The 16456-nt window shown below is 70.6% G+C and carries 19 protein-coding genes; 15 read left to right on the top strand and 4 right to left on the bottom strand.

Translation table 11 applies throughout. The annotated features are described in order from the left end of the window. Window positions 1–27 precede the first annotated feature (27 nt). Genes hisD through hisF form a run of 8 tightly spaced genes read left to right on the top strand, consistent with a single transcriptional unit; the run spans window position 28 to window position 5761 of the window. Window positions 28–1350, top strand: coding sequence for a histidinol dehydrogenase (gene hisD, locus ACGFNK_RS12180; RefSeq protein ID WP_386345872.1), 1323 nt, complete (start codon window positions 28–30; stop codon window positions 1348–1350). After that, the gene (locus ACGFNK_RS12185) at window positions 1347–2459 is read left to right on the top strand and encodes a histidinol-phosphate transaminase (protein ID WP_393414784.1); all 1113 of its coding nucleotides are present in this window, start codon (window positions 1347–1349) and stop codon (window positions 2457–2459) included. The genes hisD and ACGFNK_RS12185 overlap by 4 nt, the downstream gene beginning before the upstream one ends. Then, entirely contained in the window at window positions 2456–3049 is a 594-nt protein-coding gene (gene hisB, locus ACGFNK_RS12190; RefSeq protein WP_151479224.1) for an imidazoleglycerol-phosphate dehydratase HisB, read from the top strand. The genes ACGFNK_RS12185 and hisB overlap by 4 nt, the downstream gene beginning before the upstream one ends. Before the next feature lie 4 nt (window positions 3050–3053). Continuing rightward, window positions 3054–3218, top strand: a complete 165-nt coding sequence (locus ACGFNK_RS12195; protein ID WP_033318048.1) for a hypothetical protein — start codon at window positions 3054–3056, stop codon at window positions 3216–3218. Next, entirely contained in the window at window positions 3209–3859 is a 651-nt protein-coding gene (gene hisH, locus ACGFNK_RS12200; RefSeq protein ID WP_386345868.1) for an imidazole glycerol phosphate synthase subunit HisH, read from the top strand. The genes ACGFNK_RS12195 and hisH overlap by 10 nt, the downstream gene beginning before the upstream one ends. After that, entirely contained in the window at window positions 3859–4599 is a 741-nt protein-coding gene (gene priA / locus ACGFNK_RS12205; RefSeq protein ID WP_393414789.1) for a bifunctional 1-(5-phosphoribosyl)-5-((5-phosphoribosylamino)methylideneamino)imidazole-4-carboxamide isomerase/phosphoribosylanthranilate isomerase PriA, read from the top strand. The genes hisH and priA overlap by 1 nt, the downstream gene beginning before the upstream one ends. Beyond that, window positions 4596–5009, top strand: a complete 414-nt coding sequence (locus tag ACGFNK_RS12210) for a RidA family protein (RefSeq protein WP_393414792.1) — start codon at window positions 4596–4598, stop codon at window positions 5007–5009. Before priA ends, ACGFNK_RS12210 begins: the two co-directional genes overlap by 4 nt. Then, window positions 5006–5761 carry an imidazole glycerol phosphate synthase subunit HisF gene (gene hisF / locus ACGFNK_RS12215; protein ID WP_344392242.1) on the top strand — a complete coding sequence of 252 codons (756 nt, stop codon included), beginning with the start codon at window positions 5006–5008 and terminating at the stop codon, window positions 5759–5761. The genes ACGFNK_RS12210 and hisF overlap by 4 nt, the downstream gene beginning before the upstream one ends. 46 nt (window positions 5762–5807) lie before the next feature. Here hisF and ACGFNK_RS12220 read toward each other — a convergent pair whose 3' ends face one another. Beyond that, a complete protein-coding gene (locus ACGFNK_RS12220; protein WP_393414795.1) occupies window positions 5808–6449 on the bottom strand; it encodes a TetR/AcrR family transcriptional regulator in 642 nt (213 codons plus the stop codon). A gap of 174 nt (window positions 6450–6623) precedes the next feature. On the opposite strand from ACGFNK_RS12220, the gene ACGFNK_RS12225 reads away from it, so the two are divergent. The 5 genes from ACGFNK_RS12225 (at window position 6624) to ACGFNK_RS12245 (ending at window position 12782) form a co-directional block, all read left to right on the top strand. Then, window positions 6624–8117, top strand: a complete 1494-nt coding sequence (locus ACGFNK_RS12225; RefSeq protein WP_393414798.1) for a purine-cytosine permease family protein — start codon at window positions 6624–6626, stop codon at window positions 8115–8117. Continuing rightward, window positions 8110–9204 carry a DUF917 domain-containing protein gene (locus ACGFNK_RS12230; protein ID WP_393414801.1) on the top strand — a complete coding sequence of 365 codons (1095 nt, stop codon included), beginning with the start codon at window positions 8110–8112 and terminating at the stop codon, window positions 9202–9204. The genes ACGFNK_RS12225 and ACGFNK_RS12230 overlap by 8 nt, the downstream gene beginning before the upstream one ends. Next, a complete protein-coding gene (locus ACGFNK_RS12235) occupies window positions 9201–10784 on the top strand; it encodes a hydantoinase/oxoprolinase N-terminal domain-containing protein (RefSeq protein WP_393414804.1) in 1584 nt (527 codons plus the stop codon). Before ACGFNK_RS12230 ends, ACGFNK_RS12235 begins: the two co-directional genes overlap by 4 nt. Before the next feature lie 63 nt (window positions 10785–10847). After that, window positions 10848–11435, top strand: coding sequence for an ArsR/SmtB family transcription factor (locus tag ACGFNK_RS12240; protein WP_393414807.1), 588 nt, complete (start codon window positions 10848–10850; stop codon window positions 11433–11435). Between the two features lie 12 nt (window positions 11436–11447). Beyond that, entirely contained in the window at window positions 11448–12782 is a 1335-nt protein-coding gene (locus ACGFNK_RS12245) for an MFS transporter (RefSeq protein ID WP_393414810.1), read from the top strand. 37 nt (window positions 12783–12819) lie between these two features. Here ACGFNK_RS12245 and ACGFNK_RS12250 read toward each other — a convergent pair whose 3' ends face one another. The 3 genes from ACGFNK_RS12250 to ACGFNK_RS12260 all read right to left on the bottom strand — a co-directional run bounded on the left by ACGFNK_RS12250 (window position 12820) and on the right by ACGFNK_RS12260 (window position 14421). Beyond that, the gene (locus tag ACGFNK_RS12250) at window positions 12820–13326 is read right to left on the bottom strand and encodes a carboxymuconolactone decarboxylase family protein (RefSeq protein WP_393414813.1); all 507 of its coding nucleotides are present in this window, start codon (window positions 13324–13326) and stop codon (window positions 12820–12822) included. Window positions 13327–13373: 47 nt separating this feature from the next. After that, on the bottom strand, window positions 13374–13682 hold the full coding sequence (locus ACGFNK_RS12255) for a hypothetical protein (RefSeq protein ID WP_393414816.1): 309 nt from the start codon (window positions 13680–13682) through the stop codon (window positions 13374–13376). Window positions 13683–13785: 103 nt separating this feature from the next. Next, the gene (locus ACGFNK_RS12260; protein WP_393414819.1) at window positions 13786–14421 is read right to left on the bottom strand and encodes a TIGR03085 family metal-binding protein; all 636 of its coding nucleotides are present in this window, start codon (window positions 14419–14421) and stop codon (window positions 13786–13788) included. An 83-nt stretch (window positions 14422–14504) separates the two neighbouring features. Here ACGFNK_RS12260 and hisI point away from each other — a divergent pair, with 83 nt between their 5' ends. Next, window positions 14505–14924 (top strand): phosphoribosyl-AMP cyclohydrolase, encoded by a 420-nt coding sequence (gene hisI, locus ACGFNK_RS12265; protein WP_393414822.1) that lies wholly within the window; start codon window positions 14505–14507, stop codon window positions 14922–14924. An 11-nt stretch (window positions 14925–14935) separates the two neighbouring features. Beyond that, on the top strand, window positions 14936–16438 hold the full coding sequence (locus ACGFNK_RS12270; protein WP_393414825.1) for an anthranilate synthase component I: 1503 nt from the start codon (window positions 14936–14938) through the stop codon (window positions 16436–16438). Window positions 16439–16456: the final 18 nt, after the last annotated feature.

Consider the following 16456-nt stretch of genomic DNA (forward strand, 5'->3'; position numbering starts at 1 on the left):
CGATCCGCGTCTGAGAGAATTGGCTTCGTGATCTCTCGAATCGATCTGCGCGGCGACGCCCTCCCCGAGGGTCCTGCCCTGCGCGACCTGCTGCCCCGAGCCGACTTCGACGTCTCGGCCGCCCTGGAGAAGGTGCGTCCGATCTGCGAGGCCGTGCACCATCGGGGCGACGCGGCGCTGATCGATTTCGCCGAGAAGTTCGACGGCGTACGGCTGGAGTCGGTGCGGGTTCCGGCCGAGGCTTTGGCCACGGCTCTCGAACAACTGGACCCGGCCGTGCGCGCGGCCCTGGAGGAGTCCATCCGCCGCGCCCGGCTCGTCCACCGCGAGCAGCGCCGCACCACGCACACCACGCAGGTCGTGCCCGGCGGCTCGGTCACCGAGAAGTGGGTACCCGTCGACCGGGTCGGGCTGTACGCGCCCGGCGGGCGGTCCGTGTACCCGTCGACCGTGATCATGAATGTGGTCCCGGCGCAGGAGGCCGGCGTCGAGTCGATCGCGCTCGCCTCTCCTGCCCAGTCGGACTTCGGGGGCCTGCCGCACCCGACGATCCTGGCCGCCTGCGCGCTGCTCGGCGTCGATGAGGTGTACGCGGCCGGTGGTGCGACCGCCGTCGCGATGTTCGCGTACGGCACCGAGTCCTGCGCCCCGGCGCCGATGGTCATGGGCCCTGGCAACATCTGGGTCGCCGCCGCCAAGCGCTATTTCGCGGGCAAGATCGGCATCGACGCCGAGGCGGGTCCCACCGAGATCGCGATCCTCGCGGACGACACCGCCGACCCGGTGCACGTCGCAGCCGACCTGATCAGCCAGGCCGAGCACGACCCGCTCGCGGCGGCCGTCCTCGTCACGGACTCCGTGGCGCTGGCCGATGCCGTCGAGAAGGAGCTTCAGCCGCAGGTCGCGGCCACCAAGCACATCGAGGACCGGATCACCCCGGCGCTCGCGGGCCGGCAGTCCGCGATCGTGCTGGTCTCCGGTGTGGACGAAGGCCTGCGGGTCGTGAACGCGTACGGTGCGGAGCACCTTGAGATCCAGACGGCCGACGCCACCTCGGTGGCCGACCGCGTGACGAACGCGGGCGCGATCTTCATCGGCCCCTGGGCGCCCGTGTCGCTGGGCGACTACGCGGCGGGCTCCAACCACGTCCTGCCGACCGGCGGCTGTGCCTGCCACTCCTCGGGGCTCAGCGTCCAGTCCTTCCTGCGCGGCATCCACATCGTCGACTACACGCGCGATGCGCTGGCGGAGGTGGCGCACCACGTGGTGACGCTCGCCGAGGCCGAGGACCTGCCGGCGCACGGTGCGGCCATCAAGGCACGCTTCGACTGGAAGGTGCCGAGCAAGTGAGTTCCTTCGGCATTGACGATCTCCCCGTACGCGACGAACTGCGCGGCAAGTCCCCTTACGGCGCGCCCCAACTCGACGTTCCCGTACGCCTGAACACCAACGAGAACCCGTACGCGCTGCCCGAACCGCTCGTCGAGCGGATCGCCGAGCGGGTGCGCGAGGCTGCCCGGAACCTCAACCGCTACCCCGACCGGGACGCGGTGGAGCTGCGCACCGAACTGGCCAAGTACCTGACGGACACCGGTAAGTACGCGGTCGGCCTCGAGAACGTATGGGCGGCCAACGGCTCGAACGAAGTCATCCAGCAGCTGCTGCAGACCTTCGGCGGGCCGGGTCGTACGGCGATCGGCTTCGAGCCCTCGTACTCGATGCACGGCCTGATCGCGCGCGGCACGGGGACGGGCTGGATCTCCGGACCGCGGGGCGACGACTTCACGGTCGACCTCGTGGCCGCCGAGCAGGCGATCGCCGAGCACCGGCCGGACATCGTCTTCATCACGACCCCCAACAACCCCACGGGCAACGCGGTTCCGCCCGAGACGGTCATCGCGCTGTACGAGGCCGCGCAGGCGGCGAAGCCGTCCATGGTGGTCGTGGACGAGGCGTACATCGAGTTCAGCCACGGCGACTCGCTGCTGCCGCTGCTCGAAGGCCGGCCGTATCTGGTCGTCTCGCGGACCATGTCGAAGGCGTTCGGCGCGGCCGGGCTGCGCCTCGGCTATCTCGCCGCGCACCCCTCGGTGGTGGACGCCGTCCAGCTCGTACGCCTGCCGTATCACCTGTCGGCGGTCACCCAGGCGACCGCGCTGGCCGCACTGGAGCACACCGACACGCTGCTGGGATATGTGGAGCAGCTGAAGGCCGAGCGGGACCGGCTGGTCGCCGAGTTGCGCGCGATCGGCTACGAAGTGACCGAGTCCGACGCCAACTTCGTGCAGTTCGGGCGGTTCGCCGACGCCCATGAGGTCTGGCAGAAGATCCTCGACCGGGGCGTCCTGGTCCGGGACAACGGCGTGCCGGGGTGGCTGCGGGTCAGCGCCGGTACGCCCGAAGAGAACGACGCGTTCCTCGATGCGGTGCGCGAACTGAAGAAGGAGCAGAACGCATGAGCCGCGTAGGCCGTGTCGAACGGAACACCAAGGAGACGTCCGTCGTCGTTGAGATCGACCTCGACGGCAGCGGAAAGGTCGATGTGTCGACCGGGGTCGGCTTCTACGACCACATGCTCGACCAGCTCGGCCGTCACGGCCTGTTCGACCTGACCGTGAAGACCGAGGGCGACCTGCACATCGACTCGCACCACACCATCGAGGACACGGCTCTGGCGCTGGGCGCGGCCTTCAAACAGGCACTCGGCGACAAGGTGGGGATCTATCGGTTCGGCAACTGCACCGTGCCGCTGGACGAGTCGCTGGCCCAGGTGACCGTCGACCTCTCCGGCCGCCCCTACCTCGTGCACACGGAGCCCGAGAAGATGGCGCCGATGATCGGCGAGTACGACACCACGATGACGCGGCACATCCTGGAGTCCTTCGTCGCCCAGGCGCAGATCGCGCTGCACGTGCACGTGCCCTACGGGCGCAATGCGCACCACATCGTGGAGTGCCAGTTCAAGGCGCTGGCGCGGGCGCTGCGTTACGCCTCCGAGCGTGACCCGCGGGCCGCCGGCATCCTTCCGTCCACGAAGGGCGCGCTGTAAAGCCATGAACGGTCTGTCCACCGTACTGATCGTCGTCGGACTCTTCCTGGTCGGCGGCATCATCTCCTTCGCCAAGCAGCAGATGCCGAAGAGCCTCATCGTGCTGCTCTCCATCGGTGCCGCGATGTGTCTCGTGGCGGGGATCCTCCGGCTGGAGGTATGGAATTGAGCACCCCTTCAAAACGAGTAGTCGTCTTTGACTACGGCTTTGGGAACGTACGGTCCGCCGAACGCGCTCTCGCGCGCGCGGGTGCCGACGTCGAGATAACCCGCGACTTCGACAAGGCCATGAACGCGGACGGGCTGATGGTGCCGGGAGTCGGCGCCTTCGCCTCCTGTATGCAGGGACTCACGGAAGCCCGCGGCAACTGGATCATCGATCGCCGGCTGTCGGGCGGGCGCCCGGTGATGGGCATCTGCGTCGGTATGCAGATCCTCTTCGCGCGCGGCATCGAGCACGGCGTGGAGACCGAGGGCCTGGACGAGTGGCCCGGCTCGGTCGAGCCGCTCCAGGCCGACATCGTGCCGCACATGGGCTGGAACACCGTGACGGCACCGGCCGGTTCGGAGCTGTTCGCGGGCCTGGACGCCGACGCCCGCTTCTACTTCGTGCACTCCTACGCCGTCCACGACTGGTCCATGGAGACCGCGAACGCGGCGATGCGGGCGCCCGTGGTGACCTGGTCGACGCACGGCAAGCCCTTCGTGGCTGCCGTGGAGAACGGCGCACTGTGGGCGACGCAGTTCCACCCCGAGAAGTCCGGCGACGCCGGAGCGCAGCTGCTGAAGAACTGGATCGGAACCCTCTGATGACGTCGAATCCCTCTGGGAAGCTCGAACTCCTCCCCGCCGTCGACGTCCGTGACGGCCAGGCGGTCCGTCTGGTGCACGGCGAGTCCGGTACGGAGACCTCGTACGGCTCTCCTCTGGACGCCGCTCTCGCCTGGCAGCGGGCGGGTGCCGAGTGGCTGCACCTGGTGGACCTGGACGCGGCGTTCGGGACTGGCGACAACCGTGAGCTGATCGCCGAGGTCGCGAAGGCGATGGACATCAAGGTGGAGCTGTCCGGCGGCATCCGTGACGACGCCTCGCTGGCCGCCGCGCTGGCCACCGGCTGCACGCGCGTGAACCTGGGCACGGCCGCACTGGAGACCCCCGAGTGGGTCGCCAAGGCCATCGCCGAGCACGGCGACAAGATCGCGGTCGGTCTCGACGTACGCGGTACGACGCTGCGCGGTCGCGGCTGGACCCGTGACGGCGGCGACCTGTACGAAACGCTGGAGCGCCTCAACAAGGAGGGCTGCGCGCGGTACGTGGTGACGGACATCGCCAAGGACGGCACGCTGCAGGGCCCGAACCTGGAGCTGCTGCGCAACGTGTGCGCGGCGACGGACCGCCCGGTGGTGGCCTCCGGCGGGGTGTCCTCGCTGGACGACCTCCGGGCCATCGCCGAGCTCGTACCCCTCGGTGTCGAGGGCTCCATCGTCGGGAAGGCCCTGTACGCGAAGGCGTTCACCCTGGAAGAGGCCTTGGAGGCGGTAGCCAAGTGAGCGACGTACGACGCGTCGTGACCGGCGCGCCCTGGGAGGAGAACTTCGGGTACTCACGAGCGGTGGAGCTGCCGAACGGCCTGGTGCTCGTCTCCGGCTGCACGTCCATCGTGGACGGCCAGATCGCCGGAGGCGACCCTTACGAGCAGACGATCAACTCCTTCAAGGTCGCGTTCGCCGCGCTGGAGCAACTGGGTCTCGGCCGCGGCGACGTCGTGCGTACGCGCATGTACATCACCCACGCCCGGGACGTGGACGACATCGGACGTGCTCACAAGGAGCTGTTCGACTCCGTCAGGCCCGCCGCATCCATGATCATCGTCTCCGGCTTCGTGGACCCCAGCCTGGTCGTCGAGGTCGAGGTGGAGGCGTTCCGCCCCGGCGGAGAACACGGAGAGCCCACAGCATGACCCTCGCCGTACGAGTCATCCCCTGCCTGGACGTCGACAACGGCCGGGTCGTCAAGGGCGTCAACTTCCAGAACCTGCGCGACGCGGGCGACCCCGTCGAGATGGCGAAGGTGTACGACGCCGAGGGCGCCGACGAGCTGACGTTCCTGGACATCACGGCCTCGTCGGGCAACCGCGAGACGACGTACGACGTGGTGCGGCGCACGGCGGAGCAGGTGTTCATTCCGCTGACGGTCGGCGGCGGGGTCCGTACCACCGAGGACGTCGACAAGCTGTTGCGGGCCGGGGCGGACAAGGTGGGCGTGAACACTGCCGCGATCGCCCGGCCCGACCTCATCCGCGAGATCGCCGAACGCTTCGGACGGCAGGTGCTGGTCCTCTCGGTCGACGCGCGGCGGACCGAGAGCGGTTCCTTCGAAGTGACGACCCATGGCGGCCGGCGCGGCACCGGCATCGACGCCGTCGAATGGGCGCACCGGGCGGCCGAGTTGGGTGCGGGCGAGATCCTGCTCAACTCGATGGACGCGGACGGCACGAAGGACGGCTACGACATCGAGATGATCGAGGCGGTACGCAAGCACGTCACCGTCCCGCTGATCGCCAGCGGCGGCGCCGGGCGGCTCGCCGACTTCCCGCCGGCGATCACGGCAGGCGCGGACGCCGTACTCGCCGCGTCCGTCTTCCACTTCGGTGACCTGCGGATCGGCCAGGTGAAGGAGACGCTGCGGGGGGCGGGGCTTCCGGTTCGCTAGGTCCTGTCGTGGAACTCCAGTCGTCCGCCCCTCGGGGCACCGCTCGTCAGTCCTCGAACGCCGACGCCAGCACGTTCCGTTCGAGGCCCAAGGCGCTCTCGGTGAAGCGGGCGATGGTACGGCGGACATCCACGATTCCCTGGTTCACGCCGATCGAGGAGTGGACGATGACGCCGTCCAGGGCCGTGAGCAACTGCCAGGCGAGGGCGTCCGGGTCGTGCGGCGTGAAGCGTTCCTCGCGTACGCCCCGCTCCAGGATCGCGGCCAGGCGGCTGTGGGTGACGCGCATGGCGTGGTCCACGGCCGCGTGGACCCTCGGCTTGCGGGCCGCCATGTACCAGGCGTCGAGCCACACCGTCTTGTGCGGCTCCGGGCTCTCCGAGACCCAGACGCGCAGCATGTGACGCAGTCCCTCCACCGCGTCGCCGAGCTCCTCGACCTCCTGGAACGTGCGCTCGAAGTCGGTGGTGACGGCGTGGGTGAACGCCTCCGCCTCCAGCGCCTCCACGGCGTCGAAGTAGTGGTGGACCAGGCCCGGCGCACAGCCGAGCCGGGCGGCGACGCCGCGATACGTCACGGCCGCGAGCCCTTCCTCCAGTGCGACCGCCGCGGCTGCCTCGATGATCTCCTGTCGCCGCTCGGCGGGTGCCAGACGTCGGCTCCTGGCGGTGGGCTGCGGTGCGCTCATGAAGGTCTTCCTACGTCAGCCGGTACGGCTCGTGCAAACTCCAGGTTACTTTTATTGGCTTCCAGCCCAATAGCTATTGACCGGTCTCGCCGCCCGTGGTCGACTCCTGCCGTCCGTATCTGTTGGCCTCATGGCCAATAACTCGTGGCCAACAACTTCTGGGCGGTGGTACCCATGGACCCTCAGCCGGTTCTGACACCCGCGTCGGCGGCAGGCCCGCCCGGCTCGGACGCCTCCGGCGGGCCGGGCGGCTCCGGCGGCTCGGGTGGCGACCTGCCCGGCCGCGTCGAGGTGCGCGGCATCGACCACATTCCCGACGCGGAGCGCCACGGGCGTCCGCGTGAGCTCTTCTGGGTGTGGTTCGCCGCGAACATCACGTACCTCTACTTCGTGCTCGGCGGTGTCGTGCTGCTGCTCGGGCTGACCTTGTGGCAGTCCGTGCTGGTGCTCGTCGTGGGCAACCTGTACTGGGTGGGCGTGGGCACCCTCGCCGTCAGCGGACCGCCGTCCGGCACGCCCAGCGTCGTCGTGACCCGCGCGATGTACGGCGTACGCGGGAACCGGCCGCTCAGCGCGGGCATCGGCTGGCTCGTCGCGATCGCGTACGAGGCCGTCAACCTCGCTCTGGGCTCGCTCGCCGGGTTCGCGCTGGCCGACCATATGGGGCTGACCGTCTCGGGCCCGGTCAAGGTGATCGTGCTGCTCGTCACCGCCGCCGTGACCTTCGCCGTGAGCATCTTCGGCCACGCGACGATCGTGCGGCTCAGCCCGTATTTCACCGCCGTACTCGCCACCGTGATGGTGCTGCTGGCGGTGTTCGTCCTGGGTGAGGCGGACACCGGCTACGTCCCGGAGGCCCCGCTGCACGGTGCGGACCTGTGGGCCACGCTCTCGATCGGCGTCGCGATCATCGCGGCCGTGCCGCTGTCCTGGGCCAACGGCGCCGACTACGCGCGCTATCTGCCCCGCACAGTGTCGCTGCGCCGGGTCCTCGGCCACACGGCGCTCGGCGCTTTCCTGCCCGCCGTGGTGCTGGGCGTGCTCGGCGTCCTCGCCGGTACGCGCATCGACATGGGCGACCCGCAGGGCAACCTCGCCGAGATCGTGCCCGGCTGGTTCTATCCGGTGTTTCTGTTCGTCATCGTCTTCAGTTCGATCACGAACAACATCCTCACCGCCTACTCCTCCGGCCTGTGCCTCCAGTCGATGGGGCTGCGAGTGAGCCGGGCGCGCTCCGTGTTTCTCGACGCCGCGCTCAGCATGGCGATCGCCTCGTACGCCCTGTTCGTCCACGACTTCACCGACACACTCAGCCGACTCCTCGAGATGACCGTGGTCGTGCTCGCTCCCTCCATGGCGCTGTACGTCGCCGACATCGTGCTGCGCCGCAACCGCTACGACGGTGTGGCCCTGCACGACGAGTCGCGGGCCGGCCGCTTCTGGTACCGCGGCGGGTTCAATGTCGCCGGCGTGGCCGCGCTCGCGACGGGTACGGCCGTCTCCGTGCTGTGCGTGAACACCTCCGACTTCCAGGGGCCGCTGTCCCGGGCGCTGGCGGGCAGCGACGTGAGCTTCGTGGTCGGGCCGGTGCTCACCGTGGCGGTGTACGCGGCGCTGTGGCGCTGGAGCGAGCGCGCCGCGGAAGCTCAGGAGGCCGGCCGTGGCTGAGCCCAGGCTTCTGACCGCCGACGACCTCGACGACCTGGCTCTCGGCTGCGCCGTCTACGGAACCGGTGGCGGCGGTGACGTCTCGGGCGAGCTGCTGGCCGCCTCCGTGGCCCTGCGGACGTACGGCGACGTCCCCCTCGTACCGATGGCGGACCTGCCGCCGGACGGACTGATCCTCCCGCTGTCGATGATCGGCGCGCCCACGGTCGCCCTGGAGATGCCGGGCAGCGGCAGGGAGGCACATGCGGCCCGCGCCGAGGTCGAGCGGCTGACCGGGCGGCGCGTCGTCGCGGTGATGGCCGCGGAGATCGGCGGCGCCAACGGCGTGGCACCGGTCGGCTGGGCGGCACAGCTCGGGCTGCCCCTGCTCGACGCGGACGGGATGGGCCGCGCCTTCCCCGAGTTGCAGATGGTGTCCATGCACGTCGCTGGTCTGAAGCCCGATGTCGTCGTCCTCGTCGACGCGCTCGGCAACACGGCTGCCCTGCGGCCGGTCGACGCTGTGTGGGCCGAGCGATGGGGACGCGCTCTGTGCGTCGCCTCGGGCTCGTCGGCGCTCATGGCCGACCATCTGCTGACGCCCGCCGACCGGGACGCGGTCGTCCACGGATCGGTGTCCCGGGCCCTGGAGGTGGGCCGGTTACTGCGCACCGCCGAGGAACCCATGGATGCCCTCGTCGCCGCCCTCGGCGCCCGGCGGCTGGTGACCGGTGTGATCGAGGATGTGGACCGGGACACCGACGAGGGTTTCGTACGCGGGAGTGTGACCGTCTCCGGGCGCGGCGCCGATCACGAGCGGGACCTGCGCATCGAGCTGCAGAACGAAAACCTGGTGGCGCTGGAGGGGGACGCGGTCCTCGCCGGCGTCCCGGACCTGATCACGGTCTGCGACACCCGGACGGGCATACCGATCGCCACCGAGTCCCTGCGCTTCGGCCAGCGGGTCACGGTGATCACCTGGCCGTGCGACCCGCTGTGGCGCACCCCGCGCGGCCTGGAGATCGCGGGCCCGGCGGCCTTCGGATACGAGCATCCCTACGTGCCGGTGGAGTGGGCCGGGCTGCTGATGGAAGAAGGCCGCCGATGACCCGCCGCCCATCACCCCGGCTGCGGATCGGCATCGATGTGGGCGGCACCAACACGGACGCCGTGGCGCTCGACGCGGGCGACCGGCTCGTCGCCCGGGCCAAGCGGCCGACCACGGACGACGTCACCGGCGGCATGCGGGCCGCGCTCGAGGCGGTCCTGGCGGCGCTGGGGGAGCGGGCCCGGGACGTACGCGCCGTCATGCTCGGCACGACCCACGCCACCAACGCCGTCGTCGAGCGCCGCAACCTCGCGAAGGTCGGCGTCGTACGCGTCTCCGGGCCGGTCGCCGACGCGGTTCCGCCGCTCGCCGCCTGGCCGTCCGACCTGGCCGGGAAGGTTGTGGCCGGGGTCGCCCGGGTCGGCGGCGGCCATCTGATCGACGGACACCCGGTGGCCCCGCTGGGCGTCGAGGCCGTCAAGCGCTTCCTGGGGGACGTCGCGGGGCGGGCCGAGGCGATCGCCGTGACCGCGGTCTTCGGCCCGGTCCACCCCGAGCACGAACTGCGCGTCGCCGAGCTCGTACGGGCCGAACTCGGTCCAGGCGTCCGTACGTCGATGGGTCACCAGGTCGGTGCGCTCGGCCTGCTCGCGCGGGAGAACTCGACCGTCCTCAACGCGGCGCTGGGCCCGGCGATCGGGGTGGTCACAACAGCTCTCGCCCGGGTCGTCGCCGACCACGGCCTCGACGCCGCCGCCTACTTCGCGCAGAACGACGGCACGCTGATGGAGGCCGCCCACGCCGACCGCTTCCCCGTGCTCACCATCGGATCCGGGCCGTCGAACTCCCTGCGCGGCGCCGCACTGCTGACCGGCCGCGGCGACGCCATCGTCGCCGACGTCGGGGGCACCACGACCGACCTCGGCGTCCTCGTCGACGGCTTCGCGCGGGAGAGCGCCGCCGGGTGCGTCATCGGGGGCGTACAGACGAACCTGTCCATGCCCGACGTGCTGTCCATCGCGTACGGCGGCGGCACCGTCGTCCACGACACCCGCACCGGACCCGACTCCGTCGACCGGGCCATCACCACGCGTGCCCTGGTGTTCGGCGGCGACACGCCGACGCTCAGCGACGCGGCGGCCCTCGCCGGACGGATCGCTCTCGGCGACCGCGACCGCATCGCCGGTCACCTGGAGACCCGCTTCGGCGCCCGTCTCAAGACGTCACTGGAGGACTTCGACACCGAACTCGCCCACGCCGTGAGCCTGGTCTCCCACGGCCGCCGCGACCAGCCCGTCATCGCCGTCGGAGGAGCGGCCGGTCTGATCCCCGACACGGTCGGCGGGCATCCCGTCGAACGGCCCCACCACGCCGACGTCGCCAACGCGGTCGGCGCGGCCATCGCCCTCGTCGGCGGCGAGCACGAGACCGTCGTCCCGGCCGGCCCCGGCCGCCGGGAAGCCCTCCAGGAGGCCCGCGCGACGGCCGTCGAGCGCGCGATCGCGAGGGGCGCGGACCCCGACGACGTCTCCGTCGTCCGCATCAGCGAGGTCCCTCTCAGCTACGGCGGGCGCCGGTTGATCAGGGCGACGGTGAAGGCGGTCGGGCGGCTCGTGGATCCTGATGAGGTTGCTCGATAAATACGAAGGAAAACTTGCGCAACTTCTATTGCGCAACTTTTCCTTTGTATCTACCGTGAGGTCATGGCAGACAAGGAGAACCGTCGGATCACGGACCTGGGCACGCTGAAGGCGTTCGCCCATCCGCTGCGCATGAAGCTCTACCGAAGCCTGACCGTGGCCCGGGTCGCCACCGCCTCGCAGCTGGCGGAGCAGGTCGACGAGGCGGTCTCGCTGGTCAGTTACCACCTGCGCAAGCTCGCGGAGCACGGGCTGATCGAGGAGGCCGAACCCCAGAGCGGGGACGGCCGGGAACGCTGGTGGCAGCCCGCCTCGGACGGGGTGAGCATCCGTGACGAGGACTTCCGCGACGCGCCGGAGAAGGCCGCGGCCCATTCCGCGGCCAGTCGGCTCTTCTTCGAGCAGCGCAATGAGATGTACCGGCGCTACCTCGACGAACGCCATGCCTGGGGGCCCGAGTGGAACCGTGCCGTCTCGGACTCCGAGTCGACGCTGCGGCTGACGGCTGATGAACTCTCCCGGCTCACCGAGGAGTTGCTCGCCGTCGTCAACAAGTACGACGAGAAGGGCCGCGCCGACGAAGCGGCCGGCGGCACGGCAGGGCGCGAGAACGTCGCGCTGCACCTGTACGGATTCCCGTTCCGCCCCTGAGAGTCCGCCGCCATGACCGGCACCTCCGCGATACCCGCCGCCGAGCCCACCGGAAATCCCTCCGAGCGCCCCGCCCACCGCGACCCCAACGTCCTGCGATGGCTGGGCGCGTACGCCTCGTCGGCGATCGGGGACAACGTCTACTACATCGCGCTGTCCTGGGCGTCCGTACAGGCCGGAACCCCTTCCCAGGCCGGCCTCGTGATGGCCGTGAGCGCCGCGCCGCGCGCCCTGCTGATGCTGGGCGGGGGAGTACTCGCCGACCGCTTCGGGCCGCGCCGCGTCCTGATCGTCTCCGACGCCGCACGCTGCGCGGCCGTCCTCACGGTCACCACGCTCCTGCTGGTGAGCAGCCCCGGGCTGTGGCTGCTGGCCCTGCTCGCGGTCGTCTTCGGCACGCTCGACGCCGTGCTCATGCCCGCCCTGGGCGCCCTCCCGGCCCGTATCACCGCACGCGGCCAACTCGCCCGCGTCCAGGGCATGCGCGGCATGGCAAGCCGCCTCGCCAACATCGTGGGGGCGCCGCTGGGCGGCCTGGGCGTCACCCTCGGGGGCGCCGCGGCGGCATTCGGAGTGGCGGCACTCCTGTTCGCGGCGTCACTGCCACTGGTGATGGCCGTACGCATGGGGCGACCGGCCACGGAAGGAAAACCGGCGGGACGCGCAGCCTGGGACAAGCCTGCCGAGGAGATGCCTGCCGCCCGTGCCGAGCCCGTCGGCGAGGCGCGCGCCGACCGCCCCGCGCGCGGGGAACTCCGCGCGGGCCTCCGCTACATCCGCCGCCACCCTGTCCTCGGCCGGCTCATCCTCGTCATGGCTCTCAGCGAGCTGGGCTTCGTCGGGCCCCTGAACGTCGGCCTGACCCTGCTCGCGGACGACCGCGACTGGGGTGCCCCTGGGATGGGATGGGTGCTGGCGGGCTTCGGCGTCGGGGCGGGAGCGGCATCCACGCTGCTGACCGTGCGGGGGCGAGTGCCGCGCGCGGGGCTCGTACTGTCGGTGACGATTTCCCTCGGCGCCGTCGCGATCGGCGGGCTCGCGTACGTTCCGGGGGTCGCCGCCGCCGTCGCCGTGGCGCTCGGCATCGGCCTGCTCGCCGGGCTCAGCGGTGCCCTGTGCGGGGCGCTGACCCAGACCGAGTCGGACCCGGCGTACCTCGGCCGGGTGACCTCCGTCTCGACCCTCTTCAGCCTCGGCCTCGCCCCGCTCACCTTCCCGCTGACCGGCGCAGCGATCGGCCTCTGGGGCACGGCCCCCGTCTTCACCGCCAGCGCGGCGCTCTGCGGCCTGGGCGGCATCTACGGCCTGTGCACCCGACCCGTGCGCCGCGCCGAACTCCCGGGCTAGTGCCGCCTCGGCAACGCCTGTCCGGCCGACGCCGGTCTCACGGCCACGGATCGGTGAACGACCGACCGGGGACCGGCTTGACGATGAGGGCGATGGAGGTGAAGAAGTTGACCTGTCCGATGGCGATGGTCAAGGTCAGGAGCGCCTTCTCGTCGTAGTGCTCGGACACTTGGGCGTACAGCTCGTCGGACACCCGCTCGCCGTGTGCGGACGGCTGGAGCACGGCTTCCACCAGAGCCAGCGCGGCACGCTCGGCCCCGGTGAAATACGGTGCGTCCTGCCAGGAAGCCACCGCGGTGATCCGCTCTTCCGATTCCCCGGCCTTGCGCAGGAAGCCCGTGTGCAGGACGGTCAAGTAGGTGTTGCCGACGATCTGGCCGGCGCGCAGCTGGACCAGACTGATCGTGGTCCGCGGTATCGATCGGTTGCCGGTGGCCTTGAACAGCGCCGCCGACACCTCCGCCAGCTCGGGGACGAGCTCCTGGGGATCCTGGGACATCCGCGGATGCATCGGTACCTCCGCAGTGATCGAACGTGCTTCCATCGTGGCCTTCCCTTCGGGCTTCACGTTGCCGTCACTGCTCCGACGGATCACAGCGGAGGAATGTGACCGATGGACAGAAATTCCGACAGGCAGGCGAGCCGTGCAGGGGCTTGGCAACCGTCCTTCTCGGCGAGGCCCGCCCGCACCCAGTCGGACAGCCTTTTCCGGCAGGCCGTAAGCGCGTACTCGACCGATCGCCAGGAGTGCTGCCACCGCGACAGCGCTCGCGGGAGCACTCGCGACCGGTCCGGAATGCTCCTCGCCGCCCGGCATACCGCAGGCGGCGCGACGGCCACGGAGACCGGCACGCCGCCGCCCAGCGCAATCTGTTCAACCGCATGATCGGCCGGCTCCACCACTGCCTCCAGAAGCGCACACTGTTCGATGAGAGCACGGCCTTCCCCACCGAACTCGCAGTCGCCGCTTGACTGTTAACGGCCTGAGGTGTCTGGTGCGGCGCTAAATCCCCAGCTGCTTCGTCTCGTGCAGCTTCGCGATCGCGTCCTTGTCGCCGTCCAGTTCGACGTCGGCCGCGTTCTGGCGGCCGTACGTGAACATCAGCAGCTCGGAGGGCTCGCCGGTCACTGTCACCACCGGGGCGCCGCGGTGGGCCACCGCCGTCTGGCCGTCGGGGCGGCGGAGGACCAGGCCGGTGGGGACGCCGCGGCCCACGAGGCGGGCCGTTCGTTCCAGGCGGGACCAGAGGGCGTCCTGGAAGACGGGGTCGAGTTCGCGCGGGGTCCAGTCCGGCTGTGCGCGCCGTACGTCCTCGGTGTGGACGTAGAACTCGACCGTGTTCGCCGCCTCGTCGATCTGCTTGAGGGAGAAGGGCGAGAAGCGGGGCGGGCCGGTACGGATCAGCTGGACCAGTTCCTCGTACGGCTTCTCGGCGAACTCCGCCATCACCCGGTCCAGGCGCGGCGCGAGCTGCTTGATCAGGGTGCCGCCGGCGGCGTCCGGGCGGCGCTCGCGCACCACCACGTGGGCGGCGAGATCCCGGGTGTTCCAGCCCTCGCACAGGGTAGGGGCATCCGGGCCCGAGGCTTCCAACAGGTCGGCGAGGAGAAGTCGTTCACGCTTTGCATGGGTCGACATGTCTGCCAGCCTACGACCGGGCTCGCGGTCCGGACAGTGGACGCCCGCCGGACGGCCCGTACCGGCGCGGCACAATGGCTTCCATGACCCGCACGCCCCCGCCCGCCCGTCACCCCAGTCGCCTGGATCCCGCCATCGCCGCGCGCCTCAAGCGCAGCGCCGACGGGCTCGTCCCCGCGATCGCCCAGCAGTACGACACCGGGGAGGTGCTGATGCTGGGCTGGATGAACGACGAGGCGCTGCACCGCACGCTGACCACGGGCCGCTGCACCTACTGGTCGCGCAGCCGCCAGGAGTACTGGGTCAAGGGCGACACCTCCGGGCACGTCCAGTACGTCAAGTCCGTCGCCCTCGACTGCGACGCCGACACCGTACTGGTGAAGGTCGACCAGGTGGGCGCCGCCTGCCACACGGGCGCCCGCACCTGCTTCGAGGCCGATGTCATCAAGGACGCCGTGTCCGGCGAGGACGCCGTGTCCGACGTACCGCCCCTCGGTCAGTAAGGTCAGCGGCCATGGACCTCGAGACGTTCCGCAAGCTGGCCACCGACCGGCGTGTCATCCCCGTCAGCCGCACGCTCCTCGCGGACGGCGACACCCCCGTCGCGCTCTACCGCAAGCTCGCCGCCGAGCGCCCCGGCACCTTCCTGCTGGAGTCCGCGGAGAACGGCCGCTCCTGGTCTCGCTACTCCTTCGTGGGCGTACGCTCGGCCGCGACTCTCACCGAGCGCGGCGGGCAGGCGCACTGGCTCGGCACCCCGCCCGTCGGCGTCCCCGTCGACGGCGACCCGCTGGCCGCCCTGCGCGCCACCGTCGAGGCGCTGCACACCCCGCACGACCTCGTCCACGACAGCGGACTGCCCCCGTTCACCGGCGGCATGGTCGGCTACCTCGGCTACGACATCGTCCGCCGCCTGGAGAAGATCGGCCCCGGCGAGCGCGACGACCTGAAGCTGCCCGAGCTGACCATGCTGCTCACCAGCGACCTCGCGGTCCTCGACCACTGGAACGGCACGGTCCTGCTGATCGCCAACGCGATCAACCACAACGACCTCGACACGGGTGTCGACGAGGCGTACGCGGATGCCGTTGCCCGCCTCGACGCCATGGAAGCCGACCTCTCGCGCGCCGTCTCCCAGCCCCCGGCCGCGCTCCCGCCCTCCGAACTCCCCGAGTACACCGCGCTGTGGGGCGGCCCCGACTTCCAGATCGCCGTCGAGGACATCAAGGAGCGCATCCGGGCCGGCGAGGCCTTCCAGGTCGTGCCCTCCCAGCGCTTCGAAACCCCTTGTACGGCAAGCGCGCTGGACGTCTACCGGGTACTGCGGGCCACCAACCCCTCGCCGTACATGTACCTCTTCCGCTTCGACGACTTCGACGTCGTGGGCTCCTCCCCGGAGGCCCTCGTCAAGGTCGAGGACGGGCACGCGATGGTGCACCCCATCGCCGGTACGCGGCCGCGCGGCGCGACCCCGCAGGAGGACCAGGCTCTCGCCGACGAACTCCTCGCCGACCCCAAGGAACGCGCCGAGCACCTGATGCTCGTCGACCTCGGGCGCAACGACCTCGGCCGCGTCTGCGAACCGGGCTCCGTCGAGGTCGTCGACTTCATGTCCATCGAGCGCTACTCGCACGTCATGCACATCGTGTCGACGGTGACCGGCAAGGTCGCACAGGGCCGTACCGCCTTCGACGTCCTGACCGCCTGCTTCCCCGCGGGCACCCTCTCCGGCGCCCCCAAGCCCCGCGCGATGCAGATCATCGACGAACTGGAGCCGAGCCGCCGCGGCGTGTACGGCGGCTGCGTCGGCTACCTCGACTTCGCGGGCGACTCCGACACCGCCATCGCCATCCGTACGGCCCTGCTGCGGGACGGCACGGCATATGTGCAGGCCGGCGCCGGAATCGTCGCCGACTCGAACCCCGTGGCCGAGGACGACGAGTGCCGCAACAAGGCGGCGGCGGTACTGAGGGCGGTGCACACGGCCAACCGGCTCGGCCTGCAGACCGACCGCTAGGGACGCATCTCACGTGAA

Origin of the sequence: Streptomyces sp. NPDC048825, from assembly GCF_043198355.1 — a bacterium.
GTDB classification, from domain to species: domain Bacteria; phylum Actinomycetota; class Actinomycetes; order Streptomycetales; family Streptomycetaceae; genus Streptomyces; species Streptomyces xiangluensis.